The organism is Paracoccus haematequi (assembly GCF_900631945.1).
In the GTDB taxonomy this organism is placed as follows: Bacteria; Pseudomonadota; Alphaproteobacteria; order Rhodobacterales; family Rhodobacteraceae; genus Paracoccus; species Paracoccus haematequi_A.
The window spans coordinates 1-25,725 of record NZ_UZWE01000065.1 but is presented as its reverse complement, the minus strand read 5'-3'; the positions used below and the strand labels follow the sequence as shown (position 1 = coordinate 25,725).

Annotated in this window: 20 protein-coding genes, 1 tRNA gene and 2 pseudogenes; 7 read left to right on the top strand and 16 right to left on the bottom strand. The window is 62.2% G+C overall.

Translation table 11 applies throughout. The features are described from left to right. Positions 1-257 precede the first annotated feature (257 nt). Together PARHAE_RS18970 and PARHAE_RS18965 are read right to left on the bottom strand one after the other, a co-directional pair. A complete protein-coding gene (locus PARHAE_RS18970; RefSeq protein WP_126156103.1) occupies positions 258-1,295 on the bottom strand; it encodes a DUF7146 domain-containing protein in 1,038 nt (345 codons plus the stop codon). Next, positions 1,295-3,175 (bottom strand): strawberry notch C-terminal domain-containing protein, encoded by a 1,881-nt coding sequence (locus PARHAE_RS18965; protein ID WP_478354267.1) that lies wholly within the window; start codon positions 3,173-3,175, stop codon positions 1,295-1,297. The genes PARHAE_RS18970 and PARHAE_RS18965 overlap by 1 nt, the downstream gene beginning before the upstream one ends. Before the next feature lie 36 nt (positions 3,176-3,211). Between PARHAE_RS18965 and PARHAE_RS18960 the strand changes: the two genes are divergently transcribed. From PARHAE_RS18960 to PARHAE_RS18950, 3 genes are read left to right on the top strand one after another with little or no spacing between them, the layout of a single operon-like run. Further along, positions 3,212-4,738 carry a tyrosine-type recombinase/integrase gene (locus PARHAE_RS18960; protein ID WP_126156102.1) on the top strand — a complete coding sequence of 509 codons (1,527 nt, stop codon included), beginning with the start codon at positions 3,212-3,214 and terminating at the stop codon, positions 4,736-4,738. Beyond that, positions 4,717-5,646 (top strand): tyrosine-type recombinase/integrase, encoded by a 930-nt coding sequence (locus PARHAE_RS18955; RefSeq protein WP_241232889.1) that lies wholly within the window; start codon positions 4,717-4,719, stop codon positions 5,644-5,646. Before PARHAE_RS18960 ends, PARHAE_RS18955 begins: the two co-directional genes overlap by 22 nt. Then, positions 5,643-6,647, top strand: a complete 1,005-nt coding sequence (locus tag PARHAE_RS18950; protein ID WP_126156101.1) for a tyrosine-type recombinase/integrase — start codon at positions 5,643-5,645, stop codon at positions 6,645-6,647. The genes PARHAE_RS18955 and PARHAE_RS18950 overlap by 4 nt, the downstream gene beginning before the upstream one ends. Positions 6,648-6,686: 39 nt before the next feature. Here the strand turns inward: PARHAE_RS18950 and PARHAE_RS18945 are convergent, their stop codons facing one another. From PARHAE_RS18945 to PARHAE_RS18900, 10 genes and pseudogenes are all read right to left on the bottom strand, one after another. Beyond that, positions 6,687-9,167 (bottom strand): TOTE conflict system archaeo-eukaryotic primase domain-containing protein, encoded by a 2,481-nt coding sequence (locus PARHAE_RS18945; protein WP_241232888.1) that lies wholly within the window; start codon positions 9,165-9,167, stop codon positions 6,687-6,689. 219 nt (positions 9,168-9,386) lie between these two features. Further along, positions 9,387-11,921: pseudogene (locus PARHAE_RS18940) on the bottom strand (strawberry notch-like NTP hydrolase domain-containing protein); the annotation flags it as partial. Between the two features lie 146 nt (positions 11,922-12,067). Then, complete coding sequence (locus tag PARHAE_RS18935) at positions 12,068-12,712, bottom strand: antitoxin of toxin-antitoxin stability system (RefSeq protein WP_126156099.1); 645 nt, start codon at positions 12,710-12,712, stop codon at positions 12,068-12,070. Continuing rightward, entirely contained in the window at positions 12,705-13,121 is a 417-nt protein-coding gene (locus PARHAE_RS18930) for a hypothetical protein (protein WP_126156098.1), read from the bottom strand. Before PARHAE_RS18930 ends, PARHAE_RS18935 begins: the two co-directional genes overlap by 8 nt. Before the next feature lie 65 nt (positions 13,122-13,186). Next, entirely contained in the window at positions 13,187-13,735 is a 549-nt protein-coding gene (locus PARHAE_RS18925) for a hypothetical protein (RefSeq protein ID WP_164555316.1), read from the bottom strand. A 200-nt stretch (positions 13,736-13,935) separates the two neighbouring features. Continuing rightward, complete coding sequence (locus tag PARHAE_RS18920) at positions 13,936-14,100, bottom strand: hypothetical protein (RefSeq protein WP_164555315.1); 165 nt, start codon at positions 14,098-14,100, stop codon at positions 13,936-13,938. Between the two features lie 415 nt (positions 14,101-14,515). Next, entirely contained in the window at positions 14,516-14,821 is a 306-nt protein-coding gene (locus tag PARHAE_RS18915; protein WP_069709513.1) for a hypothetical protein, read from the bottom strand. Positions 14,822-14,918: 97 nt separating this feature from the next. Beyond that, the gene (locus PARHAE_RS18910; protein ID WP_126156095.1) at positions 14,919-17,057 is read right to left on the bottom strand and encodes a ParB/RepB/Spo0J family partition protein; all 2,139 of its coding nucleotides are present in this window, start codon (positions 17,055-17,057) and stop codon (positions 14,919-14,921) included. Between the two features lie 203 nt (positions 17,058-17,260). Next, the gene (locus tag PARHAE_RS18905; RefSeq protein WP_126156094.1) at positions 17,261-17,665 is read right to left on the bottom strand and encodes a DUF2958 domain-containing protein; all 405 of its coding nucleotides are present in this window, start codon (positions 17,663-17,665) and stop codon (positions 17,261-17,263) included. Beyond that, positions 17,662-18,624, bottom strand: coding sequence for an ArdC family protein (locus tag PARHAE_RS18900; RefSeq protein ID WP_126156093.1), 963 nt, complete (start codon positions 18,622-18,624; stop codon positions 17,662-17,664). The genes PARHAE_RS18905 and PARHAE_RS18900 overlap by 4 nt, the downstream gene beginning before the upstream one ends. A gap of 504 nt (positions 18,625-19,128) precedes the next feature. Between PARHAE_RS18900 and PARHAE_RS18895 the strand changes: the two genes are divergently transcribed. Next, the gene (locus PARHAE_RS18895) at positions 19,129-20,160 is read left to right on the top strand and encodes an AAA family ATPase (protein ID WP_126156092.1); all 1,032 of its coding nucleotides are present in this window, start codon (positions 19,129-19,131) and stop codon (positions 20,158-20,160) included. Next, positions 20,111-22,633: a S8 family peptidase gene (locus PARHAE_RS18890; protein WP_126156091.1), complete on the top strand. Its 2,523-nt coding sequence runs from the start codon at positions 20,111-20,113 to the stop codon at positions 22,631-22,633. The genes PARHAE_RS18895 and PARHAE_RS18890 overlap by 50 nt, the downstream gene beginning before the upstream one ends. Positions 22,634-22,657: 24 nt before the next feature. Here the strand turns inward: PARHAE_RS18890 and PARHAE_RS18885 are convergent, their stop codons facing one another. After that, positions 22,658-23,098, bottom strand: coding sequence for a GNAT family N-acetyltransferase (locus tag PARHAE_RS18885; RefSeq protein ID WP_241232886.1), 441 nt, complete (start codon positions 23,096-23,098; stop codon positions 22,658-22,660). 73 nt (positions 23,099-23,171) lie between these two features. Beyond that, entirely contained in the window at positions 23,172-23,471 is a 300-nt protein-coding gene (locus PARHAE_RS18880) for a type II toxin-antitoxin system TacA family antitoxin (protein ID WP_126156089.1), read from the bottom strand. 302 nt (positions 23,472-23,773) lie between these two features. Here PARHAE_RS18880 and PARHAE_RS18875 point away from each other — a divergent pair, with 302 nt between their 5' ends. Both PARHAE_RS18875 and PARHAE_RS18870 read left to right on the top strand, forming a co-directional pair. Continuing rightward, on the top strand, positions 23,774-23,965 hold the full coding sequence (locus PARHAE_RS18875; protein WP_126156088.1) for a hypothetical protein: 192 nt from the start codon (positions 23,774-23,776) through the stop codon (positions 23,963-23,965). Positions 23,966-23,984: 19 nt separating this feature from the next. Then, positions 23,985-25,070: pseudogene (locus PARHAE_RS18870) on the top strand (recombinase family protein); the annotation flags it as partial. Positions 25,071-25,319: 249 nt separating this feature from the next. Here PARHAE_RS18870 and PARHAE_RS22015 read toward each other — a convergent pair. Together PARHAE_RS22015 and PARHAE_RS18865 are read right to left on the bottom strand one after the other, a co-directional pair. Then, positions 25,320-25,553: a hypothetical protein gene (locus tag PARHAE_RS22015; protein WP_338142935.1), complete on the bottom strand. Its 234-nt coding sequence runs from the start codon at positions 25,551-25,553 to the stop codon at positions 25,320-25,322. Positions 25,554-25,596: 43 nt separating this feature from the next. Further along, positions 25,597-25,673 (bottom strand) — tRNA-Met (locus PARHAE_RS18865). Between the last annotated feature and the right edge of the window lie 52 nt (positions 25,674-25,725).

Here is a 25,725-nt window from a genome sequence, read left to right as displayed (position 1 = left end):
AAGCGCACGGGCGCTCCGGTCTGGCAGCGCGAGCCTCTGGCGAGGGCCTTGATGGCAAAGCCCGGCTGATTTGTTTCGCGCTGTAAAGGTGGGCTTGCCCGCCGACGGAAATCAGTCGGGCGCCGCCATTGCCTGACCGGAGCGTTTGTGGGCCGATCGCCCTCTCGGAAGGCCAAGGCGCGGTCCTCTGCTGATGACAAGATGCAGCCTGCGCGCATGACCGGATCGGAACGCCTCCGATCACGGCCCCATACCGGCTATGCTATTGAAGCCATGAAGCGGCTGACGTCCTCGGGGGCAATTTGCACCCGGATCTCTGCTCGAACGGCATCCAGCCCATGAGTTACGAGATCTTCGTTGAAGTCCCCCATCATGGGCGAGAGCGTGATGGTCTCGATTCCGACCTCGTGCGCCCGGTCCACCAGGCTATCGCGGGCGCTGTTCCCTGCCGGATCGTTATCACGGACGATATAGAGCCTGCGCAGTTGCGGCGGGAACAGAATAGCGGCGAGATGTGCGGCCGAGAGTGCGGAAACCATCGGCATGGTGGGCAGAGCCTGACGCAGTGACAGGATGGTTTCGATACCTTCCCCTGCTGCCATGACATCCTGCGCATCACCGAAACGAACCGCATGTCCGAGCAGGTCGCCCATTGCCTTCCTTGGCGGATCGACAGGTGCCTTGCCGGAACCGTCAGAGGCCAGCCAGGTGCGGTGCGCGCCGGTGATCCTGCCAGCGAAGTCGGTGACGGCGGCGATCATGGCGGGCCAGGTTTGCGTCGGGCCATCGTCCTCGGGCCGCCAGTAGCAGTTGGGATGGAAACGCAGATTTGCGGTTTGGCGTAAATCCGTCATCCCGCGTCCGCGTAAATACGCTTCTGCGGTACTGCCGATCAGCGGCTGTGTCATGCGCCAGAGTCGGCGTGCGGCCTCCGATGATCCCGATGGTGCTGGCGGGCGAGACTGACGGGATGGCGGCTGCGGTTCAGGATGCCGCAGGCTGAGGAAGCGCCGGGCTTCTTCGGCAACGTCTGTGAAATCGATCAGACCGAGCGAGTCCCGGATCACGTCCAGCAGATCGCCATATTCCCCCGTGGCCGAGTCCTGCCATTTACCGGCAATGCCTTTCACGCTGTCGTGCAACCGGACGAACATGGAGCGGCCAGCCGTGTTTCGGACATCGCCAACCTGCCAGTAATTGCCCTGTTTGCGGCCATTGGAGAGATAATGGCGGCACACCGCCTCGGCCTGTCGGCCGAGACGCTGCGCCAGTTCGGAAGCGTTGAGACGCGCCATTATGCGGCCTCCCGCTCACCGATGCGCAGGGCCGAAAAGCGGTCAAGCAGTTTGCCGATGATCTCCGGTCCCGTTACATCGACGGGCACGAAGAAGCGCAGTTTCCACGAGATGATCTCACTGAAGAGGCCATAGGCTCGCAGCCGGTCACGCATCGCATCGGTAAAGCCGGTCAGTTCGATCCGGTTGGCGCCCATGACGCGGACGCGGCGCAGTTGCAGCCCTTCGGCGAGATCAAGGATCGTGCGACCTTCGATCAGCGCTGCATAGGCGGCGTCCGGTGTCAGGCTGTTGGTGACGCCACTGGTCGAAGCATTGGCGGCCCAGGCCGGCGATACCCGGCGACCGATGATGCGTTCGCCCTCGTCGGTCTGCAGCCGATAGACGCGGGCGGAGTCCTGCGGCAGGCGTTTCCAGATCGGCAGAAGCAGCCCTGTCACCATATGCAGGATGCTGTCGGTGAACTCCGGCACCTGGGCCAGTTCCGCCTTCCAGGCTGTGGTGAAGGCGGCACGGTCAGCCTCGATCCAATGGGTCTCGCCCATCGCCCGCACCGGAATGTTCATCGCTTCCATCGGCCGGATCAGCCGCACGCGCCTTTCGATCTCACCATCATCCAGCATGACGCTGGTGGTCGGGACCTGAACGGCAGCGCGACCGGATCGCTCGTTGATGAGCAATCTTGCGCGGGGATCATCCAGTTCCGCCAGGGCGGCATTGAGCGTAACCGGCTGATTGCGTTTGCGCTCGGTGAGCGTCAGGAGCCGGGTTTCCGCGCCGGTGCCCGGATGGGTGTGGATGACCTGCCGGTCTGTGACGATGAAGCTTTCGGCCTTCAGCGTCTCCAGCCCCATATCATAGGTGCCGGATGCGATTGCTCCGTCGATCCGTGCCTGCAGAAGCTGCTCGAAGGCCGAGAACAGGATGCCCTGCAATTCGATGGTCAGCGCCAGCAGGCGGTTGAGGAAGGTGGTGATCGGCGGCAGTTCGTCCTTCACACCGGTGCTGTCCATCAGCTTCAGGCCGGTGGCGGATTCAAACCGTTCGAGCGAGCATCCCTCGACCTTCCCGCGCACGATCAGCAGATAGAGCTGGCGCAGCGCATCGCGGGCATAGGCGGATTCCAGATTGTCCTCGGGACGGAACAGCCCCTGACCGCCTGTCTGGCGCTGGCCGCGTGTAATCGCGCCCAGCGTGTCGAGGCGGCGGGCGATGGTCGAAAGGAAGCGCTTCTCGGCTTTGACATCCGTGGCGATGGGCCGGAAGAGCGGCGGCTGCGCCTGATTGGTGCGGTTGGTGCGGCCCAGCCCCTGAATGGCGGCATCTGCCTTCCAGCCTGGCTCCAGCAGGTAATGCACGCGCAGCCGCTGGTTTCGCGCCGAGAGTTCGGCGTGATAGCTGCGCCCCGTGCCACCGGCATCCGAGAAGACCAGAATGCGCTTCTGATCATCCATGAAGGCCGAAGTCTCGGCAAGGTTGGCAGAAGGCGCACGGTTCTCGACGGCTAGGTGGGCCGCTGCTCCAATACCCTTGCGCACGATCCGGCGTGAGCGGCCCGTGACCTCCGCCACAATATCCGTGCCGAAGCGCTGCACGATCTGGTCGAGCGCTCCGGGGACAGGCGGAAGCGAACCCAGCTGCTCCAGCATCTCGTCGCGCCGCGCCACGGCTTCACGGCATTTCACCGGCTGACCATCGCGGAAGACGGGGCGTGACGACAGGTTGCCCTCGCCATCGGTGAAGGGTTCATAGAGCTGCACCGGGAAGGAATGCTGCAAATACGAGCCGACATAATATGCCGCGTCAGCATTATGCTGAGTTCGGGGCTTCAAGCTGTTGTTCTGGTGATTCATTTTCAGGTTTCCGCTTTGGATAATCATGATGCCTCTGCTCTCAACCGCAGAAGGACATCTTCCATGAACTCCCCCTCGAACTCTCCGCTCGCCGACCGGGCCGGCGCCGACGAACTCGCTCTGGTCCGCGCCTATTTCGCGGACAATCCACGGCTTTCGGCAGGCGCGCTGAGCGCCGCCCGGCATTTCCTGAAGTGGGCACGCGCCCGGAAGATCCCGATCAGAGATTTCGATGCATCAGCGGTGGACAGGTTCTTGCGCCATCGCTGCCGCTGCGGCCACTACAGCCCTGCGCAACTGCGCAAACCTGTCTACGCCACCGATACGCGCAGGTTCCTGAGCTATCTCGAAGCCACCGGTTTGGTCATGATTGCCGATGATGTCGCGCGGCTCGGGCAATATCTGGAGGCCTATGCCGGGAAGCTCAGCGCCGCCGGTTACAGCAAGGTGACGCATTCGATGCGACTGAGTCAGGCGCGCCATTTCGCGGAATGGGCGCGGCAGATGCGTGTTTCGGTTCGTGGAATCGACGAGGCCATCATTGTCCAATTCGCGCATCATGATTGCCGTTGCGGGATCAAGACCAAGCGCGGTAAACGGGTCGAGGGTTCCGGCACCTGGGATCGTCGTCGTGGCGCTCGTGCTTTTGTCCGGTTCCTGCGGGAAGAGCGTCTGATCCCCGCAGAAGCGCGTGACTGCATTCCCGCCTACGATCCGCGCCTGACCGAGTTCTCGGAATGGCTGCGCCGCGAACGTGGGGTGACGTCAGAGACTCTACGGCGTTATTTGAACGAAGCCGGCCGCTGGCTGGAACGCCTGGGCGCAACCCCGAAGGATTACAAAGCGGCGGCAATCCGGTCTATCGTTCTGGATCAGGGCGAAGAGCGTTCCCGATCATCTGTGCGCATGACGGTCACCGTGCTGCGCTCCTTCCTGCGATTCACCATCGTTCAAGGTCAATGCTCCCCGTCGCTTCTCCATGCGGTGCCACCCGCTGTTCGGCGCAGGCTTTCGACCGTCCCGCGCACCATACCCACCGCGAAGATCGAAGAGATCATTGCCTCCTGTCGCACCGATACGCCCGTCGAGATACGGGACCGTGCCATTCTCCTCCTCCTCGCCCGGTTGGCCCTGCGCGCGGGAGACATCTGGCAACTGCGGCTGTCCGATATCGACTGGCGCGCGAGCCGCTTGCGATTGCACGGCAAGGGTAGACGCGGAGAGATGATGCCCCTGCCGCAGGATGCAGGCGATGCGCTGCTGGCCTATATCGAGGATGTGCGTCCGGTGGTCGCCACGGACAGGATTTTTCTCCGAACCCAGGCACCGTTCACTCCGCTGCGATCCGCTGCCGAGATCGCCGGGATCGTTTCCCGTGTCCTGAACCGGAGCGGTTTTACTGGCTTGCCGACCGGCTCACATGTCTTTCGCCATTCGTTGGCGTCGGCCTGGTTGCGCGGTGGTGCGGATCTTGACCAGATCGGTGTCGCCCTCCGCCACACCTCGCGCGATACCACCGCGATCTACGCCAAGGTTGATGTCGAGGTGCTGGCCGACGTGGCTCAGGCATGGCCGGGGTGCGCATCATGATGCATCACCATGTCGACCGCTTCGTCCAACTGAATCGTGCCCTTGGAATGAAGTTTGCCGCGCAGGAGACATCCTTGCGCGCCTTCGCGGATTTTGCCGCGGAACGGTCCATCACGCACGTGACGGCGGCGTTGATACTGGAGTGGGCCGGTGGCGCATCGACGCCGGATGCCGCGCGGGCCCGGTTTGATCGCGCTCGCGCGCTGGCGGTGTTCCTGCATGCGGAAGATGCGCAGCACGAGATTCCGACTATGGGTCTGCTGGGCCGTTCACGACGCCGGCGACCTGCTCCGCATATTCTGACGCAGGACCAGATCAGTCGGATCATGCAGGAGGCGCTGCTGGTGCCCGGCCTGACGCCGATCAGCCCTCTGACCTACCACAACCTGTTCGGGCTGCTTGCCTCGACAGGCTTGCGGATTTCGGAGGCTTTGTCCCTCCGGCGCGACGACCTGACGGAAGATGGTCTCATGATCCGGAAGGGAAAGTTCGGCAAGAGCCGTCTCGTGCCCATACATGCCTCGACCCGCGCCGCGCTGGAACGGTATCTCGAAGCCCGCTGTATCGTGCGCAATGCTGGCGACGATCTTTTCGTTCTGGGTCATGGCCGCGCTCCAACGGCGACCAGGGTTTACGTGGTCTTTGTTCGGATCGTGCGGAAGCTCGGCTATCGCAACCCGACAGGTCCCGGCCCCCGGGTGCACGATCTGCGCCATACATTCGCGGTGCGATCTCTGGAAGCTTGCGGGAATGACCCGCAGGCTGTCTTGCGGCACATGAAGGCCCTGAGCACCTATCTCGGCCATGTCGATATCGCCAACACCTATTGGCACCTCGAGGCCACGCCGGTCCTGCTGCAGATGATCGCGTCGACCGCCGAAGAGACCTGGATCGGAGGTGCCGCATGACCCCGCTCGCTCCCGACCTTTCAGCCTTCCTGCAAACCCACCTCCCGGGCGAATGCGGAGCAAGCCGACATACCATCGCGGCCTATGCGCATGCATTCACCCTTCTCCTGCGGTTCGCCGCCGAACGGCTCAAGCGTTCCCCTTCGGAACTTGCCATCGAAGACCTTGATGTGCAGATGATCAGGGCGTTCCTTGACCATATCGAGGAAGGGCGTGCCAATTCCGTCCGGTCCCGCAACGCGCGGCTGGCGGCAATCAAATCGTTCTTCCGTTTTGTCGAACATCGCCACCCGGCATGTCTTGAGCAGGCAATGATGATCCGGGCCATGCCGATCAAGCGGACAGATGCCAAGCTTATCGACTACCTGACCAAGAAAGAAGTCCGCGCCTTGCTTGCCGCGCCGAACCACCACACGCCGGGCGGTTTGCGCGACCGGGCGATGCTGCATCTGGCCTATGCCGCGGGGCTGAGGGCGTCCGAACTGCTCGCGGTGCGAATGGGCGACTTTCCCGCAGGGTCGTTTTCCAGCGTGCGGATCCTGGGCAAGGGGCGGCGGGAGCGCATCCTGCCGCTCTGGAAAGAGACCCAGGCCGCCATTCGCACGTGGCTGGCCGTCCGCCCAGGCGATGCGGGGCCGGAGTTATTCCTGAGCCGCGACGGCCGCAGGATGACGCGGGACGGGTTCGCCTTTAGGCTCAGGCAACACGTGGCGACCGCCGAACGCTCGGCACCCTCGATTGCCGCCAAGCACGTGACCTCCCATGTGCTGCGGCACAGTTGCGCCATGCACACGCTTCAGGCCACCGGCGATATCCGCAAGGTCGCGCTCTGGCTCGGCCATGCCAGCATCCAGACGACGGAGATGTATCTGCGCGCGGACCCGACCGAGAAGCTCGCGCTCTTGGATGCCCATCACGCCCCGCTGATCAAGCCGGGTCGGTTCCGGGAACCCTCGGACAAGCTAATGCAGGTCTTGGCCGTCGCCACACAGAGATCCTGACCGACCGGGCAGAATTGGCGTCCCGCTTTCGGCGGGGCGCTATTCCATCACATAGCCAAGGGCCCGATAGCCCGTTCGTCGCTTGGCGGCCATTCTGGACAGGACGGGCACCGAACTGTCGACATAGTCGACCACCAGCACGTCTTTCTTTTCGTCATGCCGCCGATGCAACCTGCCGACATATTGCGCCAGCGTGCCTTTCCAGGCGATCGGCATCGTCAGGAACAGGGTGTCGAGCCGGGCGTCATCGAAGCCTTCGCCGATATAGCGTCCTGTCGCGAGGATCAGCCGTTCCTCGTCGTCATCGACATTCAGCGCCGCATGCGCGGCCTTCCGATCCTTTGCAGACATGCCGCCACGGAGCACGACGATGTTCTTCGCAAATCGGGAGAACCGCTGATGAAGATGCTCGAGGTGATCCTTCCGCTCGGTCAACACGATCGGCGAGCGTTTGGCCTCCAGTGACTTCAGCACGTCGTCGAAGATCAGATCGTTTCGGGCCTCGTCCTCCGCCAGAGCGGCATAGATCGCGGGCATTGACGGGCGCTCGGCCATGGCGAGGGCCTCTGGCAGCCGGAATCTCGTGTGACGTTCCCGCGCCCGATGGTGAATGCCGCTTTCGGCGACCTGTGATTTGGCGCTCACTTGATGGCGCACCGGACCGCATTGCATGAAGATAATCGGGTGATGCCCGTCTTTTCGGGCGACCGTTGCCGACAATCCCGTGACATAGCGCGCCTTCGATCTGCGGGCCACAAGCTCAAAGCTTGCAGCGGACAGGTGATGGCATTCATCGACAACGAGGTGACCGTAATCGGCTACGACGTCGTCAACTTCGCCTTTGCGAACCAGGCTCTGGATCAGCGCCACGTCGACCACACCGGTGGGTTTGCGCTTTCCGGCGCCGATGGTGCCGATCTGCTTCGGGTCGATCTGCAGAAAGGACCGAAGGCGCTCGACCCATTGGCTGAGGAGTTCGCGACGGTGGACCAGAACTAGCGTATTGCGGGCACGATGTGCGATCAGCGCCGAGGCCACGACCGTCTTGCCGAATGCAGTCGTGGCGGCAAGCACGCCGGTATCGTGTTCGGCCAATTCGTCAAGCGCTCGCGATTGCTGCTGGCGAAGTTCGCCACGGAAGTGAACCGTCCCCGGCAAGCGGGTTCCGTCTTCGCGCAAATCGTCCAGATCGGCTGTCGCACCGTGATCGGACAGGAACCCGATCGCTTCGTCGAAGCTGCCGCGCGGCAGGGCGACGTGTCGGGGATGCAGTTCGGCACAGGACACAATTCGCGGCTTGCCGAATGTCGGCAACCGCATCGCCTGCGCACGATAGAATTCAGGGTTCTGGAACGCGGCCAACCGCACCAGTTGGGCAATCATGGCCGAAGGCAGCTCCGAACGGTCGATATAGATCTGGTCTGCGACCGTCACCTTGATGGTCGGTGGAACGGGAACATCGAGGCGGCGCGGCGTGCTGCGGCGCGAGGGGGGCATTTTCCAGGGTTCGTCCGCCTGTTCGTCATCCACCGGCATGCGGACGCCCAACACCCGCCCGGAAAGCTCTGCCGCTTCGACAAGGTCGGTCACCGCCGCCGCCGACATTCTCGGCAGGGAGGACAAATAAGCCCACTGATCGGCAAAAGGCCGCATGTCCGTGTCTACAAAGACGCTGTTGCCCGTCTTGCGCGCAGTGTTCTGGAGCGGCAGTGCGATCAGATTCCCGAAGCCGCCGAGCGGCATGATATCCTGGTTTGGAAACAGCCGGTCATAGGAAGCAAAGCCGATTTCCGGCCGCCTTTCCATCGTTTCCGTGATCAGGACCGACCCGAGCTGGCGCGCCAGACGGGCGGCGACCGGTTCGGAGAAGAAGATCCAGACATGACCTCCGTTCCCCGACCTCGATCGTTCCAGCGCTGCGGGAACTCCCTTCACCCGGCAGGTTTCGAGCAAGGCATTCGCGTCATCCGTCCAGGATGCCTTGTCAAAATCCGCCGCCAGGAACCAGCATGTATCACCGGGCAGCAGCGGATAGACGCCGGCGACAAAATCTCCGCTTCGGCCATCATCACCGCGCAGGTGTTTTTCCATGATGCTTTCGTCCGGCGGGATGAACTTCTGATGGGGGCATTCGCCACATTTGACCTTCGGCTTGCCGCAGATGCCCTTCACCCATTCGTTGGCACAAGCAGGCGAATATCCTGAGCGACCGGTCTTCCTGTTTTCCCATCGCACCGGGAATACGTCAGGCCGACCGGCGAACAGGCGGCGGAACAGATCAACCTTTTCGTGCGACGGCGAGGCATTCGTGACGGGGGCGTTGTCGAAGGAAGGCTGTTTCACTGCCGGCGCATGCTCTGCAGCGAGGTGAGCCTCGAGTGCCACCATCTCGCGCTGAAGCTCACGCTGCTCGGCATCCAGATCTGCCAGACGCGCTCGAACCCGCGCCAAGTCCGCCTCTATGTCGCTCTTTTCAGCCACCCGCGATTTCCACCCAGTCTCTTCCGTCCCGCCCAGCATAAAGCGCGGAAGAGACTGGCGTAAGAAGGTCTGCATGGCAGCCGAGCGGAGAGTTCGAGGGGGAGTTCATGGGGGATGTCCTTCTGCGGTTGAGAGCAGAGGCATCATGATTATCCAAAGCGGAAACCTGAAAATGAATCACCAGAACAACAGCTTGAAGCCCCGAACTCAGCATAATGCTGACGCGGCATATTATGTCTTATCCCGAGCTCCGGATAAGACATACTCCCTCGGCGTGACATCGACGGAAATATCGTTCCATTCCTCGGTCGGGATCTCGGACAGCCGCCGTTCCATCAGGGCTTCGCCAGTCGAGACGATCTGGATGACGGCGGCATGGCCCGCTTCCAGATCGGCCTCGATGGACCGGATCAGGGTCGGGGTTTTCATGGAGGTCAGCAGATGGCCGAAGAAGCGCTGCTTCGTGCTTTCAAAGGCCGAACGGGCAGCAGACTTCGCCTGCCGGTTCAGCGTCCCCTCGCTGCCGGTGATGTTGGCGGCTTCCATCGCCGCGTCCAGATTCCCATGAATGACGGCGAAGGCGGCAGCATATGAGTCGTAGATGTGCCGCTGTTCGTCCGTGAGCTGATGCTCGATCAGTTCATATTCGACGCCATCATAGGAGAGTGAGCGGGCGGTATAGAGGCCGAGGGATCGCAGGTCGCGGGCCAGCACTTCCATGGCCGCAACGCCACCGGCTTCGATCGCCTCGACAAATTCGGCGCGCGTCTGGAACGGAAAGTCCTCACCGCCCCAGAGGCCGAGGCGCTGCGCATAGGCGAGATTGTGGACGGTGGTGGCGCCGGTCGCCGAGACATAAACCACGCGGGCATCGGGCAGCGCGTGCTGGAGCCGAAGGCCCGCACGTCCCTGCTGCGAGGCGGCGACATCTCCGCGCTCACCTTTTCCGCCACCGGCATTCTGCATGGAATGGCTTTCGTCGAAGATAATGGCTCCATCGAAATCGGACCCCAACCATTCGACGATCTGCTTGACGCGGGAAACCTTCTCGCCCCGGTCGTCGGAGCGCAGCGTGGCATAGGTGGTAAAAAGGATGCCTTCCGACAGCATGATCGGCTTGCCTTGAGGGAAGCGTGACAGAGGCGTGACCAGCAGCCGTTCCATGCCGAGCGCCGACCAGTCGCGCTGCGCGTCCTCGATCAGCTTGTCGGATTTGGAGATCCAGATCGCTTTGCGCCGACCGCGAAGCCAGTTGTCGAGAATGATGGCGGCGGACTGGCGACCCTTGCCAGCGCCGGTTCCATCACCGAGCATGAAGCCCCGGCGAAAGCGGATCGATCCGGCAGCATCCTCGGGCGCGGCGCTCACAGTGTCGAAATGCTCGTCCACGGTCCAGCTGCCGGCGAGATGATCGGCATGGGCTTCACCGGCATAGATCACGGTTTCAAGCTGGGCGTCCGACAGACGCGCGCAGATGTCGGGCGGCAGCATGGGCCGGTAGGAAGGCTTGGGCGGTGCGACCGAGGCCATGGCGGCGGATTGCACCAGCTTGGTCGGATGCGGCTGTGCACCAGCGATACGCAGCGATTGCATCGCATATTCCTCGTAGATCGCGTCAGACAGGCGAGCGCCTTCGGGTGGCGTCCAGTCCACGGTCTCATAGGTGAGTTCGACGCCTTCGGGATCGTTAGCCGGGGCAGCGGCAGGCCGTGTGGCTGTCGCGCGGGCCAGATAGCCTCGCACGGTTTTCGGCGCGGTCGCCGAAGCGGGCACCACGATCTTCGGCAATGATACTGGGAGACGCTGCGGAACATGCTCCTCAATCCATTCGGTCAGCGTGGCAACATCAGGCGCGATCCCCGGCGAGGCCGGGAAACTGGCCGGATCGTCGGCGGGCCGTTTGTCGATCACGGTCAGCCGCGTGTCGAACGTGGTGCCGTGCTTTGCATAGACCGCACCATCGACGGCGGCGCTGAACACCACACGACCACGGGCCTGCAAGCGGATGAAAGCATCCCGCCATGCCGGAGCTTCGGGACCAAAGCCTGCGCCGGTGATCGTCACAAGGCGGCCCCCGGGGGCAAGACGGGCCAGCGCCGAGACAATATGGCGGTAGGCCGCATCGGACACACGACCGCTGACATTGGCCATGACCGAGAATGGCGGGTTCATCAGCACCACGGACGGGACGGCATCCGGGGCCAGATGATCGTCGATCTGGGCGGCGTCGGACCGGGTGACAGCGAAGGCCGGAAAGAGTTGGGCAAGAAGATCGGCGCGGGTATCGGCCAACTCGTTGAGGATCAGCGACCCGCCGGCGATCTGCGCCAGGATCGCGAGAAGGCCGGTGCCGGCCGATGGTTCCAGCACCCTGTCATCAGGCGTGATCGCGGCCGCTGTCAGGGCAGCGAGACCCAGCGGGACAGGCGTCGAGAACTGCTGGAGGTTCTGACTTTCCTCGGAGCGCCGGGTTTGCGTCGGCAGGAGCCCGGCAATCTTCGTCAGATGGGAGAGACGCGCATCCGCAGAGGCGGATTTGCGGAAAAGCGCCTTTCCGTATTTGCGCAGGAACAGAACGGTCGCGACCTCGCAGGCCTCATATGCCGTCTTCCAGTCCCAGGCGCCGGAAGCATCGGAAACACCGAAGGCGGTTTCCACGGCCGTCCGCAGTGCGACGGCATCAATGCGCTGGCCGCGTTCCAGATGGGGAAGCAGCAGCTCGGCCGCAGCCAGAATTGCGGGCGCAGCCGCCTTCGGCGTGACCGGATCGGTCACGGGAAACACCATGTTCATGTCAGAAAACCTCGGGAGAGCATAAGCGGGCAAGCCCGGCCAGCGCTCTCTCGACCACCCGGACTCAACCCCTTCCGGCAAGCCTCTTCCTCTGAACCTGGCCGCATAAGAAAAGCGCCCCGACCGGATGGTGGGGCGCCAGAGGATCAGCCGAAGCGGCGGCCGGTTTCGGCGAACATGTATTCGTTCGCGAGGATGGTTTCATCCACGACCGCGTCGGAGGAGAGATAATCGTATTCGCGCTCCAGCTGGCGGTAGAGCCAGCGAGCAAAATCGCGCAGCGCTTCGATCACAGTCTCCTCGGCATCCGCCGTCATGTCCTGCCAGTTCGGGCTGTCGCGCTCGACCGAGATCGCCATGCAGTATTCGTGATAGTAATGGCCGCGATGGCTGGCCTCGGCGCGCAGCTGGTAGAAATTGCGTTTCTGGATCGCCTGCAGGACATCGGCGATGCGGTGCAGTTCTGTGTCCTGCGGCGCATATTCCCGGATCAGACGTGGGGCGCCTTTATGGTAGGAAAGCCGCGCCTCGAAGCACGCGCCATCCCCTTGCGACCAGAAGCCCCGGAACCAGATGCAGGGTTCCTGCCGGGTGCCGCCGCCCATGAGCCGGACCGGCCGGGTCTTGAGGTCAAGACCGAGGATTTCGGCGATGCGCTGGAAATCCTCATAGACGGTCTCATACCAGTCATAGTCGAAGCCGCCTTCACGACACCAGGCCCGGGCCTTGTCCTTCGCCGCATCCGACAACTCGTCGAGGCGATAGACGGTGGTTTCGATGACCTTACTCATAGGGATCGCCTCCCTCCAGCACGGTGGAAAGCCAGCCATCGGTATAGATCCAGTCGACCGTCTCGCCGGTGGCGAGGTCAAGAACATGCGCGCCGCCGCCGAAACCGTCGACGCGGGGTTTCGAGCAGGTATTGGCATATTGCAGGCCCCACCGGCCGCTCAGACCGAATTCGGAGGCGCAGCGTTTGACGAACTGGATGACGTGCTCCGGATCGCCGGTAACGTCATCGCGCATCCAGAGCTGCGTGCCGCCATGTTCGGGCTGGATCGAAAGCAGGAATCCATCCGAGGGCGGATCTTCCGCGTCATTTTCATCGGCCAGCGCATTGTAGAGTTCGAGCGCGCGGGCGGCGTTTTCGGGGGTGCCTACGTCGAGGAGGCAGGAAAAGTGTGTGTAATAGTCGGCCATGACGGTCTCCGGACATGACATGGCCCGGCGTATGGCCGAGCCGAATGGGATGGAAAGGGTGAAGCTCAGGCGGCCTGCGGCAGGCGGAGCAGATCGGCCGAGGTTTCGCGCCAGAAGGGATCGACCAACCGGGTCTCCAGCGCAGCGGCGCGGTAACGCAGCCGTCTCGCATCACCGGGGTCCGAGGCCCGGAATGCCATACCGCGCAGGCGGCTGGCCTCGGTCACGATCCTGCGTGCCTCGGCATCGGATGCGACCGGTTGTTGCCAGAGGATAATGCCGGCGCGGATTTCACCGGCGAGGACGAGGCGCTGATCTCGGTCCTGAATGAGCATGATGTGCGGCTGAAAATACGGGAAGCTGTTCGGCCTCGTGCAAATATCGTCGCGCGATAGGCGCAGAGCCGCGACCTGTATGGCCTCTTCCGGTGACGGGCATTCCCCAAGCGGGGTCATGCGGTCGAAGCTGTTTGCCGCGTCACTGGCGTCATAGCTGGCGACGCCGAGGCACGAGATGCGCAGCGGCAGCTTTTGCGACCGATAAAGCGCGGGCAGAACATCGGCAGCCAGTATCTGACCGATCGGGCGGAAGGTTTCGGAACGTGCAAAGGTCATCGGAAGCACTCCATGACGGGCGCCGGTGAGCCTCTCTCTCCGACCCTCAACCCGTCACGGCCGAACGGCCCGCACTCTTCCTCTCTGACCGGGCTTGTTCCCGGTTCCGCTGCCGGCGATGGGGGACCATCGTGAGGCGCCGAAGGCCCGAAGCGCGGGCTGCCGCGCTCGGGCCGTCGGGGATGAGGCGCTTTCGCGCCTTACTCCCACGGGTCCAGCTCCAGCTTCACCATGTCGTCGTCGCCGTCGAACTCGGCGGCGGGGCAAGCGGCGTGGGTGCCATCTCCAGCCTGGAACACGACGATCTCGATCATCAGCGTGGCGGCGAGGCTGGCGGCGAAGGCGGTGGCATCTGCATAGGACATGGGTTCCGGCTCCTGTCTTTGGAGGCGGGGGACCATCCCCCGCGCGACAGGCGCCCGAAGTGTCTGACCGGATCTGCAATCACCCGAGGGCGTTCGGACTTTTTCCGAATCCCCGAGGGCGGCACGCTCGCGTAAGCCGACCCTTCACGGGTTGAATGTCAAAGAGACGGATCGGACCAAGGTTTGCGAATGGAAGCGGGGTGGTTTTTCGCATCTGACAGGATTCCGGATACCCATCGCAGATGCTCTGCCGCGCCAGCCTTGCCACCATGCTGGCATCAGGATGTGTTCCCTTCAGGCCGGATATGGTCGCCGCTTGTCCTGATGGGGATGGCGGATTGCATGGTGAAGCCGGATTGAACCCCTCCAGTGCAGACCTCCCATCCTCACGGCCCGACACCCTGCGATCGGGTCATCAGCTCCAAAGCCCATCGGCGATTTCGCGGGCAATCATCGCGCGCGCCTTCATCATCAGATCATCGCCTGAGGTATCGATATGACCGAAGAAACGGGCACGAACGCCATGAGCTGTCCATTCGGCATAGCGGCAATGTTCACGGGCATCGAGCCGGAAAACGCGCATGTCTTCGGCCCAATGGGGCTTTGGCTCCACAACAACGGTCATGCCGTCGCGGCTTTCCTCCCAGGGCAGTGTGCGCTCCGTCGGACGGTTTTCCCGATCCTGGGCAAAGATTTCGTCAATGTCGATGTTGGCAGACATGGAAAGTCTCCAAAGAAAAAGCCCGATCACGAGGACCGGGCGAGTTGCGGAAACGGAGGGTGGTAAACGGGGCGACCGAAGCCGCCCCGCATGAGTGCTATTCAGCAGCGACCATATGCTGTTCTTCCTCGTCGTCAGCCGGGTCGTCCTCGCCATCGCCGGAGAGGAAATCGGGCAGATCGTCGGCCTCCGCCGCAGCGCCCGATGCCGGATCGACTTCGATACACTCGTCCACCATGCGCAGCGGCTCAGGCAGCCAGCCGGAATCTGCCAGCAGACGTTCGGCTTCCTTGGCCATGTCGCCCTTCTTGAGGTGCCCGATCAGATCGGCGGCCCGATCTCCAGCCCCCTCGCGCACGGCTTCAAGGATACGCGGCTTGGTCACGCGGCCGAGATAATTGCCAACGGTCGGTCGCCAGCCCACGGCCACCATGTCGAGGCCGGTCGAACGAGCGAGCCGGTCAGCCTGCGACAGGCGGATGTCCAGTCCGTGCTGACTGACGCCCGCGCCGCTATAGGGGTTGGGCTTTTCATAGAGCGCGTTGACACCGAAGCTAACGCAATGGGCGAGCAGATCCATGCGTGAACCGTCGTCCAGATCGGTCAGCCAATCCCAGAGGGCAGCATCGTCTGCCGGGACATGATCGCCCCAGCGTTCGCGCCGGTCAGCGATGGCCTTGGCCGATGCGCTATCGCGCAGATCCTCGGCCTGAGCGGGCAGATGAACCTCCCGGACCTGTGCTTCCAGGCACCCGCGACTGGAGTGCGGCATGAAGCAATCCATGACCAGCCGGTGGAGCAGTGCCGTCATGGCGACATGCGGGTTCACCGCCACCGCATCCCGCAGCGCCAGCGTGCGATGCGCGGTCAGTTCGCTGACCAGGCGATCGGGCAGCGGCTTGATGGTGTCGGCCTCGTCTTCCTCCTCAGTTTCGACCGGCTGGCCGCCCAGCGTGATGACTGCACGCATGCGGCTTACCTCCGGTTCTGCCCGCTGGATCACCTCGCCGGTTTCCGGGTCAACGATCTCAGCCTCCGGTTCCGCAGGCGTTTCATCTTCGGCCCGAACATAGCCGCGCTCGATCAGCAAGGCGCCATCGGCGTCGATGCTGATGAAGACACCCGCCATGCCGATCTGTTCCGGCTCGAAGGTCATCGGACGGCGCTCAAAGGCATCCAGCGCCTGCTCGATTTCGCCGAGGCGTGCATCGATCTCGTCGGGCAATTCGTCAGCCTCGGCATAGTCCGCTTCCAGCCGGTCATATTCCTCGCGCAGCGCCTCACGGGCTGCGCGCTCCTCCTCGGTCATATCGACCGTGGTGCCGACCAGTTGGCGAAGTCCATGATCGTGGCCGTAAGGAAAGGTCAGGGCGACCTCGATCCATTTCCAGCCCTCGGCGGCAATGCTCTCCGCCTCGGTCTTCAGCTTCTCGCCCACCAGCCGGTCGAGCAGAACCGGGTCCTGCAGCCATCCGCCATCGTCCTGCTGGAAGAGATCGCGCAAAACGCAACCGCCGGCCTCCACATAGGCGTCGATGCCGACGAAGAGCACCCGCTTGTCGGCGGCGCGCACCGTGGTCTCGGTCAGCAGGCGGCGGATATGGTAGGGTTCCTTCTGCCAGCCATCCTTGATCGCCTCCCAGACCTGTTCCTGCCGGGCATGGTCGGAACTGACAGTGAAGGCCATGAGCTGCTCCAGCGTCATGCCGTCTGCGGCATAGATGTCGAGCAGCGCGGGCGAGACCGAGGCAAGGCGCAGGCGCTGTTTCACCACCTTCGCGTCGACGAAGAAGGCAGCAGCAATCGCCTCTTCGGTCATGCCCTTCTCGCGCATGGACTGGAAGGCACGGAACTGGTCGAGCGGATGCAGCGGCGCGCGCTCGATGTTTTCGGCGAGCGAGACCTCGTCAATCAGCACATCAGCCCCGGCTTCCGACACCACGCAAGGCACGGGCGCGATCTTGGCAAGGCGCTTCTGCTTCACCAGCAGTTCCAGCGCCCGGAAGCGGCGGCCACCGGCAGGCACCTCGAACATGCCGGTCTCGGCGCCATCCTCGCCCAGGACCGGGCGTACATGCAGGGACTGGATCAGTCCGCGGCGGGCGATGGACTCGGCGAGTTCCTCGACCGAGATGCCGGCCTTGACGCGCCGGACATTGGACTGGGAAAGCATCAGCTTATTGAAGGGAATATCGCGCGAGGACGACAGGGTGATCTTCTGAACGGCAGTGGCCATGTCAGTTGCTCCATGACGGACGCCGGGGAGCCTCTCTCTCCGGCAACCAGCCCGTCACGAAACTCCCATCCCTCCTGTTCCTCTCCTGGCTGCCGCTCGGCCCAGCCGGCCCGGCACCGGAACTTTCACCACGTCACGACGAGAGGCGCCGCCCTCTACCTCCAAGAGAGCGGCGCAAAAGCGCAAATCCGGACAGCCGGGTCTCAGGCTTTCCGGATTTCTGTATCGGCGGGTTTCAGGGTCTGTGCAGCACCGCCACGGAAGCGGGCGGACAGGAGTTGCTCGGCGGCCCGTATGCCGCCCGCCATGCGCGCTGTTTCAGCCCAGACCGAGATCGGGAACAGGCCGGTAAAAAGCACGTCCCGCTCGATCCTCATACCCAAGGGCAGCCGGATTGCCTCCAGTTCAGCGAAGCTCCAGCTACCGAGTTCGGGATAGCCGATGTCGGCGAGACCAAACATGATGTCGTCGTCCTCATCCAGTTCGGTCGCGAGCCAGACGCCTGCGCCAAGGGGATTGTAGAATTTGACGACGGGGTGGTGATCAGTGTCGCGCCGCCGGCCATTGGCGAGAAGCTGCGCGCGCTGCGTGCGGGTCAGGAGGATCATGCCGCAGCCCTCCGCTCAACCAAGGCTGCGACAGGTTCGGCGACCTCCTCGTCGGGCAGATGCGCGAGCAGCCAGTCGGCCGCCTTGCTCGCCTGCGAGGCGGCGCGGACGATGGCGCGATTGTCCTCCCGAAGACATTCCAGCCAGGACCCAATATAGTCGGCATGACGAACGGTCGGTACGATACCAAGAGAAGCGCAGCAGAAGGCCGCGTTCATCTCTGCGACCAATTCCTCGAAGGCGTATTTCTTCGTGCCAAAGCTGCCCGAAAAATCCCGTCCCAGGCGTGAGGCATGACCAGTGGCGTGACCCATTTCGTGCAGGGCGGTCCTGTGCCAGTTGATCGGCTCGAAATAGGCCTGCGGAGGCGGCACCTGCACATAGTCGTGCGCCGGCACATAAAAGGCGCGATCGCCGCCAATGCGAAAATCGATACCGGTCGCGCGGATCAGTGCCTCGACCCTTGGCTCGATCATGCCGGGCGGCGGTGGCGGCGCCTCCACGGCGATATTCTCGGGCAGCCCCTCGCATTGGGCCGCGTTGAACACGGTGAAGCGTTTCAGGAATGGAATGCTTCCCGCTTCTTCACCGGCGTCCCGGGCGCGACGCTTTTCGTCCTCAGGAGTGAAGCGGTCGGCATAGACGACGGTCGTGCCATGCTCGCCCTTGCGGACATTGCCGCCGAGCGAAAGCGCCTGACGAAAAGTGAGCCAATGCTGGGTCGGATAGCCGTGCTGGATCACGGCGCCCCAAAGGATCAGGACATTGATCCCGGAATATTGCCGTGCGGTTGCCGCATTCCTCGGCATGGCGAGTGGCGCTTTTGCCGTTGATGTGCCCCATGGCTTGACCCAGGGCAGCCGACCTTCCTCCAGCTCCGCGATGATCTTGCCGGTAATGTCGTCGTAAAGATTGGTGCGATTGCCGCCGCCTCGCGCGGCTCTGTCAGTTCTGGCCATCGGGATGATCTCCGCGACGGGCGCCGGAGACCTCTTCTCCAGCCCTCAACCCGTCACGGAAAAACCCGTCCGCACTCTCACTCTCAGGGGGCGTTGCGGGGTCTCCCCGCAGAAGGGGGTGCGTCGGTAACGGAAGTGCCGGCCAGGGGGAGGGCTTTCCCTCACAAAATCAGATCGATTCTCTGCACGCGCCCAAGTACCAGGAAACCCACACCCTCACTCTGATGGCACTGTACGCTCCCCGATGACCGTTGTGAAAAACATCCGGAGAAAGCACACGATCTGCCGAATCGCCCCGACAGGGGCACGTGATTGCCGAGAGGAGGGAGTTGTCAATTGGGGATTCCGTAAACCTCGACGGACTGCTAAGGTGTCAAAGCTACTGAATCGCTTCAGCCTGGGTTGCCGCTGCTGAACGCGGTAATCGGCAGAAAACTGTGTAGCCACTTTTGGTTAGCATGAACAAACTTCATGGCTTGAGGTTGGGGGTTAATAGAGGCCACTATGGCGCGTAGCGATCTTCTTGTGTCATTAATTCGCGCCGGTGCCACCGGCGATCAGGAGATGCTGCGCTCAACTACCGAAGCCATGGTTGCCGAGGAACGTGCCAAGAAGCATTTCATTGTTGCAGACCGCATGCAACGAGCTTTGTCGACCGTTCCGATCACGCCACCAGCTCTTACCGCGAGTTCGCCTCATCTTGCCGCCGCCAACGGGCGCGAAGCCATTCTGGAGATCACTCCCCGGCTGCAAATGGACGATCTGCTTCTCCCACTGCCGGCGCGCGAAAGCGGTCGCCAACTCATTGAGGAGCATCAACGGGCGGACGTTCTGCGGGCAAGTGGCTATGAACCTCGTCACCGCGTACTGCTTTCCGGTCCACCGGGCAACGGCAAGACTTCGTTTGCCGAAGCGGTCGCCGAGGGTCTGGGCCTGCCGTTCTACGTCGTCCGGTACGACGCCCTTATCGGCAGCTATCTCGGCGAGACCAACGCGCGGCTTCGCAAGCTCTTCGACTATGTAAGAACGACACCGAGCGTGCTGTTTTTTGACGAGTTCGATGCCATTGGCAAAGAGCGCGGCGATACGCACGAGACGGGTGAGATCAAGCGTGTGGTCTCATTCCTTCTTATGCAGCTTGATCAGCTCCCGAGCTATGTGATCGTCGTGGCTGCGACCAATCATGGCGAACTGCTCGACCGGGCCGTCTGGCGGCGGTTCCAGATGCGGCTCGCAATTCCGGCGCCGAAGAAGAGCGAGATCACCGTTCTCCTGGACCGGATCGTGTCTGGCTGGCCGGATGCGCCGAAAATGACGCTCGGCAGGATTGCCGGTCGCCTAGGGAATGTCAGTTACGCCGAAGCTCTCGATTTTTGCCAGAATGTGAGGCGGCGCCAGATTTTGGGTTTGGGGGAGGTATCGATTGATGACGCACTGCGCGTGGAGCTTGATCTATGGACCTCGCGCGTTACGCCAGAGATCATAAATGCCGAGCGATCCAACGAAACCGCTCCTGAGACTGACACCAAGAGCTGATCAACCTCGCCCTATAGGTCGTCCACGGCCTGTCCCGTCTCCGGATGCCTTTCCAAGAGAACGTCAAACTGCGGCAATCGGGCCAAAGTTTGCGCGTCTGGCGGAAGTTCTCGCTCGCGGAAATGCCGCGCTTGAACTGCGTGCCGATCCGGCGGGTCTCGCCCCTGAACGGCTACTGGTCTTTGAAGTTCGCGGCTCCATAAGTTCGTTTGCCGCAGCCATCCAGCAGGTTGCCGGTCTGGAACTCGTGGATGAGGAAGAGCTTGAAGGTGACGAAGGGGATGAACATCCCTTCGCCTATCTGCTCGTTCCCGACATGGCGGCTTTGCAGAATCTCGAGTCCCTTTGGCGCCGTTGGCAGGCAGGAGAGCTTGTCCGCGGCGAAACGACCTGGGCAAATGTGTTCGAGCACCTTCGGGACTTGCGCCCGTGGGGGCCGAATGACCGGGTTCATCCAACAGATCGGACGTTTCTCGCCACCATCGTCGACGATCATGAGGACGACCAACTCATCCGCGTCGAAATCGAGCTCGTCTTTAGATCGAACGACGCGGCAGCAGGAGCGAGCGAAGCTGAGGCGTCGCGCGCGATAACCGCCCGCGGGGGCGCAATCGTGTCGCGGGCACGCCTGCCGGATATTTCGTACCACGCGCTGCTCGCCGACATTCCGGCCTGGGCGGTCCGCGAAATCATCGAACAGCGGATCGAAGGCATCGCAGGTCTGGAATCTGTAATGCATATCCGGCCTCAGTCCGAAGCCACAACGGTGGAGATCGCTGATCCGTCCGAAATCCCGCTGGTCGACAGTGCCGAGCAAGCCCTGGGCGAACCGATCTTGGCCCTCCTCGACGGAGTACCGGTAAGCGCCCATCGTCAACTGACAGCTCATATCGATCTCGACGATCCGTTCGAACTCGAGCCACACGCTCTGGTGGAATCCAGAGCACATGGAACGGCGATGGCGTCCCTCATCATCCATGGCGATCTCAATCGAAACGAGGACCGGCTGCCGAGGCAGATCCATGTCATTCCAGTGATGGGGAATGGCGACGCATTCCCTGACGACAGACTCGTCGTGGACCTCATCTACCTTGCGGTCATGCGGCTACGTGAACAGCGCCCTGGGATCGTGATCGTCAATCTCTCGCTGGGCAACAGGTATCGGCCGTTTCACAATCAGCTCTCACCTTGGGCGCGTCTTCTTGACCGGCTCTCTTACCGTCTCGGCCTGCTGTTTGTGGTGAGCGCCGGCAATCAGACGACTGACTTCGGCATCACTGGCTATGCGACGGCCAGCCAATATGAGGATGCGGACGGACAAAGTCGTGCGACGTCCATGATCACTGCTCTCCATGGAGTTATGGCTGAGCGACGGTTGCTATCGCCAGCCGAGACTGTGAACGGCATCACCGTGGGCGGCGGAAATATTGACTCTGTAGCTCCGGCTGATCGGGCGCTGGCGCGAGCCTTGATCGATCCGTTTCCCAGCCATCTTATGGCAAACCCCTCGAGCAGTCTTGGGCCAGGCTTTGCCCGTTCGATCAAACCGGACATCCTGATGCCTGGCGCGCGCGAACATATGCGGTTTGTGCGCAACCATGCCCATATCGATGTCGTTCCGGCCGCCGCCTCGCGCGGCGCTGGCCTCAAGGTTGCAGCCCCGCCGAGAGCCGGCCGTGAAAATCTCGATGGCTATACGAATGGCACGAGCGCTGCAGCAGCCCTCGCCTCACGCACCTGTCACAGAATACATGATGCTCTGGAGGCTGCCTACGGCGAAGAGTTTCTGCGGCTCACGCCCACGCAGCGTGCCGTTCTGTTGAAAGCGCTACTGGTGCATCCCGCCCAGTGGCCCCGAGATACCGCCGATCTCATAAAGACTACGCTCGGCCCCACGGGCCGCGGTCAGGCATCAAAGCAGAAGGACAATATCCGGCGCTTCATGGGATATGGCTACGTTGACGCCGACGACGCAGTAGCTTGTGCCGCGGACCGGGCGACTTTCTTTGCAACAGGGCTGCTGGGGGCTGATCGTATCGTTACGATCGACGTCCCGGTCCCCGTCGCGATTGGAGGCAAGGCCAGGCCGCACAGCCTTTCGGCTACAGTTGCTTGGTTCACGCCTGTCTCGCCCGGGCGCAAGAGCTATCGCAGTTGCCGACTCAAGATACTCAAGCCTACGGAACTGAATGCGCTGGCTGTCTCTGGCCACAGTTGGCAACCAGACGAGAACCAGAGCAATCGGGGAACTGTCTTTTCGCGCTGCTGGAGCGGCGAGAACTCGCCCGTCGTGACCCCGAACATGACAATCCCCCTCGTCATTCAGCGCGATCCGGATCAGGGCGCGCCCAACGACGAGATGGTTCCTTTCGGTTTGGCCGTGACGATTTCCATGCCCGGGGAGGTCGCTCTTTATGACGAGGTCCGCGCTCGCACAGCTCCGCATGTTCGTGCGCAAGCAGTTGATTTGTAGAGCCCATTCTCGGCTCCACGGCTCTCATCCACTGGTCTTGGCGAGTGAGGCCGCGAGATCACCGATAGAACGCAGCAGGATCAGAGCATCGTCCCGGGAAGGCTCAAATCCGCGCCGCCTCCAGAATTCGGCAGCTTCTTCATCAACAGCATTGACCATCAAGGCCCGCCCGCCAATGAGCGAGGCCGCCTGAACACAGCGCTGAAGGGCGTGCTTCACAAGGCCGGTGCCGATGCCCAGCCCTGCCCATGCGGTATCGGTGGCCAGTTGCCCCAGAAGTATGCACGGCACCGGATTAGGCGGCTGCCCAGTCCGTATTGAACGCGGCATGACCGATGGGACAACGGCGGTGGGTGCGAGACCGTAGTACCCGACCACACGTCCAGCCTCATGCACGACAAGAACGGCTGTAAAGCCCTTCTGCTGATTAGAGAGCGCTCGGGTTTTCAGCCAGTGGTCGAGCATCGGCTTGCCACAAGAAAACTCAGAAACATCGTGAGCGGCGGTAAGCGGCTCGGGTCCCGAAAGCTGCAAGGGACTACCGCTTCGCCACGTAGCCCGGCTCCCACGGCGCAGGCCGTTTCAGCACTTCCACCATCTCCGGAACAGGAGCGGCGGGACGCGACAACACATCCATGAACTGAGCAAAGCCTTCCGGGCTCATCCGGACCAGCCCCTGCTCCATGACGACCTCCTCGGCCGCGCGTACAGCGGCCTCGCGCACGAAATCCGTGCGTGAGCGGCCGCGCAGGCCCGCGGCGCGATCGATCATGGCAACATCCGCCTCGAGCAGACGCATCGAGATCGGATATTCCTTGCGTTCAGCAGTGTTGGCCATGGCGAGTCTCCTTAGCTCGAAGATAGTACCTTGTATTGCAAAATACAATACGATAAAGTCTAAACTGCAAGCAACAGCTTCCAAAGGACCAGCATCGAGGCGAAAGATGACGGCGACAGCGAGCGATTCCGACAGGTCATTTTACTCTGCCGTGGCACGCCAGACTACGCCGCCACACGCCATGACGCGCATCAGCACACCGATCACCGCCAAATGTTCGCCTGTAAATTCCATTGCTTATGCCGGGCATGAGACGAATGCTGTCAGTTATGACCTTGCGAGCCCCAGGAAACACAGCAAAGATGACAGGAGCAGAACGCGAAGCGCTGCTCGAATCTTTGCTGCTGGACGAGCCGGAGTTGACGTTTACGCCGCGCGGCAGTCCCGATCCACGCCTTCTGCGTCTGGTCGGCATCCTGGCAAAGCAAGCGGCGCGGGAGTGCTTTGCAGAGGAAGTGAAGTTGTCCAGGCGAAGGAGGAAGCGCGCCTCCTGATGCGGATGGGAGCCATGTTTTGAAAGTCGCGATCTACGCCCGCTATTCTTCCGACAATCAACGCGACGCCTCCATCGCCGACCAACTTCGCATGTGCCGCCTTCATGCCGAAAAGCAGGGCTGGCACGTCATCGAGGAATATACCGACCACGCGATTTCAGGCGCTTCGCTGATCCGTCCGGGCATCCAGGCCCTGATGGCCGACGCCATGGCCGGTCGCTTCGACGTGATCCTTTCAGAGGCGATGGATCGCCTCTCACGTGATCAGGAAGACATCGCCGGAATTTTCAAGCGCATGTCCTATGCGGATGTGAAGATGTTCACCCTCTCGGAGGGCGAGGTCAGCCATCTGCATGTCGGCCTCAAGGGCACGATGAATGCGCTGTTCCTCAAGGATCTTGCCGACAAGACACGCCGCGGGCAGCGCGGCCGGGTCGAAGCTGGCAAATCCGGTGGCGGCAACTCCTATGGCTACGATGTGGTCAAGAAGCTGGACGCAAATGGAGAGCCCATTCGCGGTGATCGCACCATCAACGACGCCCAGGCCGACGTGGTTCGTCGCATCTTCCGCGACTATGCTGCAGGCAAGTCCGCCAAGACGATCGCATTCGCGCTCAACAAGGAAGGCATCCCTGCTCCCTCAGGTGGCGACTGGGGCTTCAGCACGATCAACGGCAACCCGAAGCGTGGCAACGGCATCCTCAATAACGAGATGTATGTCGGCAAGATCGTGTGGAACCGGCAGCGCTTCGTGAAGGATCCGAACACGGGCAAGCGGCAGGCCCGCCCCAACCCGGAATCGGAATGGGTCATCCAGGAGACGCCTGAGCTCCGGATCCTCGATGACGAACTCTGGAACGCGGTGAAGGCACGGCAAGAGGAGAACAAGCTCTCGCGGGATGACAACGGCAGCGCGGATGTCCGCACCGTCAATTACCGGCGCCGCCCCAAATACCTCTTCTCGGGCCTGACCAAATGTTCATGCTGCGGTGGCGGGTACTCCGCGATCTCGGCAACGCTGATCGGTTGCTCGACCGCGCGCAACAAGGGCACCTGTGACAACCGCGTCAACATCCGCCGTGATGAGCTGGAATCACGCGTGCTGAATGCCCTGCGCACACGGCTTGTGGACCCTGAACTGTTCGCCCATTTCTGCGAGGTCTTCACGCAGGAGATGAACCGTCTCCGCATGGAAGGCCGAGCCGGCATTGCCTCCGCTGAAGCTGAACTGGCCAAGATCAACCGCGAGTTGGAAAAGATTCTCGATCTGTACCTGAATGACGCACTTTCGGTAGAAATGGTAAAAGAGCGAAGCAGGAAACTCGAAGCTCGAAAAGCTGATCTAGAACAATTCCTAACCGAAGCGGACGAGCCCCCTCCTCTTCTTCACCCGAGTATGGCGCTGCAATACCGCAAGCGCATCCAGCAGCTCTACGAATCGCTTCAGGATGACGACGAGGGCAAGCGGATAGAAGCCGCCGACACCATTCGGTCGCTGGTAGATCAGATTGTGATGACACCGGTAGAGGGCAAGATCGAGATCGACGTTCAGGGCGATCTTGCTGGAATCCTTATGATTTCCGTACAAACGAAAAACCCCGCCGGTGTGGCGGGGTCATCGCAAGTAAAGATGGTTGCGGGGGCAGGATTTGAACCTGCGGCCTTCAGGTTATGAGCCTGACGAGCTACCGGGCTGCTCTACCCCGCGCCATGGTTGTCTTGATCGGAGGCGTTATCGTTTCAGAGGGATGTTTTGCGTC

Bases quoted from the DNA above. Each gene is read 5' to 3' on its own strand.
- PARHAE_RS18895 (WP_126156092.1), top strand. From the start codon at position 19,129: ATGGCGCGTAGCGATCTTCTTGTGTCATTAATTCGCGCCGGTGCCACC.
- PARHAE_RS18955 (WP_241232889.1), top strand. From the start codon at position 4,717: ATGGCCGGGGTGCGCATCATGATGCATCACCATGTCGACCGCTTCGTC.
- PARHAE_RS18885 (WP_241232886.1), bottom strand. From the start codon at position 23,098: ATGCTCGACCACTGGCTGAAAACCCGAGCGCTCTCTAATCAGCAGAAG.
- PARHAE_RS18945 (WP_241232888.1), bottom strand. From the start codon at position 9,167: ATGCTGGGCGGGACGGAAGAGACTGGGTGGAAATCGCGGGTGGCTGAA.
- PARHAE_RS18935 (WP_126156099.1), bottom strand. From the start codon at position 12,712: ATGAGTAAGGTCATCGAAACCACCGTCTATCGCCTCGACGAGTTGTCG.
- PARHAE_RS18910 (WP_126156095.1), bottom strand. From the start codon at position 17,057: ATGGCCACTGCCGTTCAGAAGATCACCCTGTCGTCCTCGCGCGATATT.
- PARHAE_RS18925 (WP_164555316.1), bottom strand. From the start codon at position 13,735: ATGACCTTTGCACGTTCCGAAACCTTCCGCCCGATCGGTCAGATACTG.
- PARHAE_RS18890 (WP_126156091.1), top strand. From the start codon at position 20,111: ATGCCGAGCGATCCAACGAAACCGCTCCTGAGACTGACACCAAGAGCT.
- PARHAE_RS18875 (WP_126156088.1), top strand. From the start codon at position 23,774: ATGACAGGAGCAGAACGCGAAGCGCTGCTCGAATCTTTGCTGCTGGAC.
- PARHAE_RS18905 (WP_126156094.1), bottom strand. From the start codon at position 17,665: ATGATCCTCCTGACCCGCACGCAGCGCGCGCAGCTTCTCGCCAATGGC.
- PARHAE_RS18900 (WP_126156093.1), bottom strand. From the start codon at position 18,624: ATGGCCAGAACTGACAGAGCCGCGCGAGGCGGCGGCAATCGCACCAAT.
- PARHAE_RS18880 (WP_126156089.1), bottom strand. From the start codon at position 23,471: ATGGCCAACACTGCTGAACGCAAGGAATATCCGATCTCGATGCGTCTG.
- PARHAE_RS18965 (WP_478354267.1), bottom strand. From the start codon at position 3,175: ATGATTATCCAAAGCGGAAACCTGAAAATGAATCACCAGAACAACAGC.
- PARHAE_RS18920 (WP_164555315.1), bottom strand. From the start codon at position 14,100: ATGTCCTATGCAGATGCCACCGCCTTCGCCGCCAGCCTCGCCGCCACG.
- PARHAE_RS18960 (WP_126156102.1), top strand. From the start codon at position 3,212: ATGAACTCCCCCTCGAACTCTCCGCTCGCCGACCGGGCCGGCGCCGAC.
- PARHAE_RS18930 (WP_126156098.1), bottom strand. From the start codon at position 13,121: ATGGCCGACTATTACACACACTTTTCCTGCCTCCTCGACGTAGGCACC.
- PARHAE_RS18915 (WP_069709513.1), bottom strand. From the start codon at position 14,821: ATGTCTGCCAACATCGACATTGACGAAATCTTTGCCCAGGATCGGGAA.
- PARHAE_RS18970 (WP_126156103.1), bottom strand. From the start codon at position 1,295: ATGGCGCGTCTCAACGCTTCCGAACTGGCGCAGCGTCTCGGCCGACAG.
- PARHAE_RS18950 (WP_126156101.1), top strand. From the start codon at position 5,643: ATGACCCCGCTCGCTCCCGACCTTTCAGCCTTCCTGCAAACCCACCTC.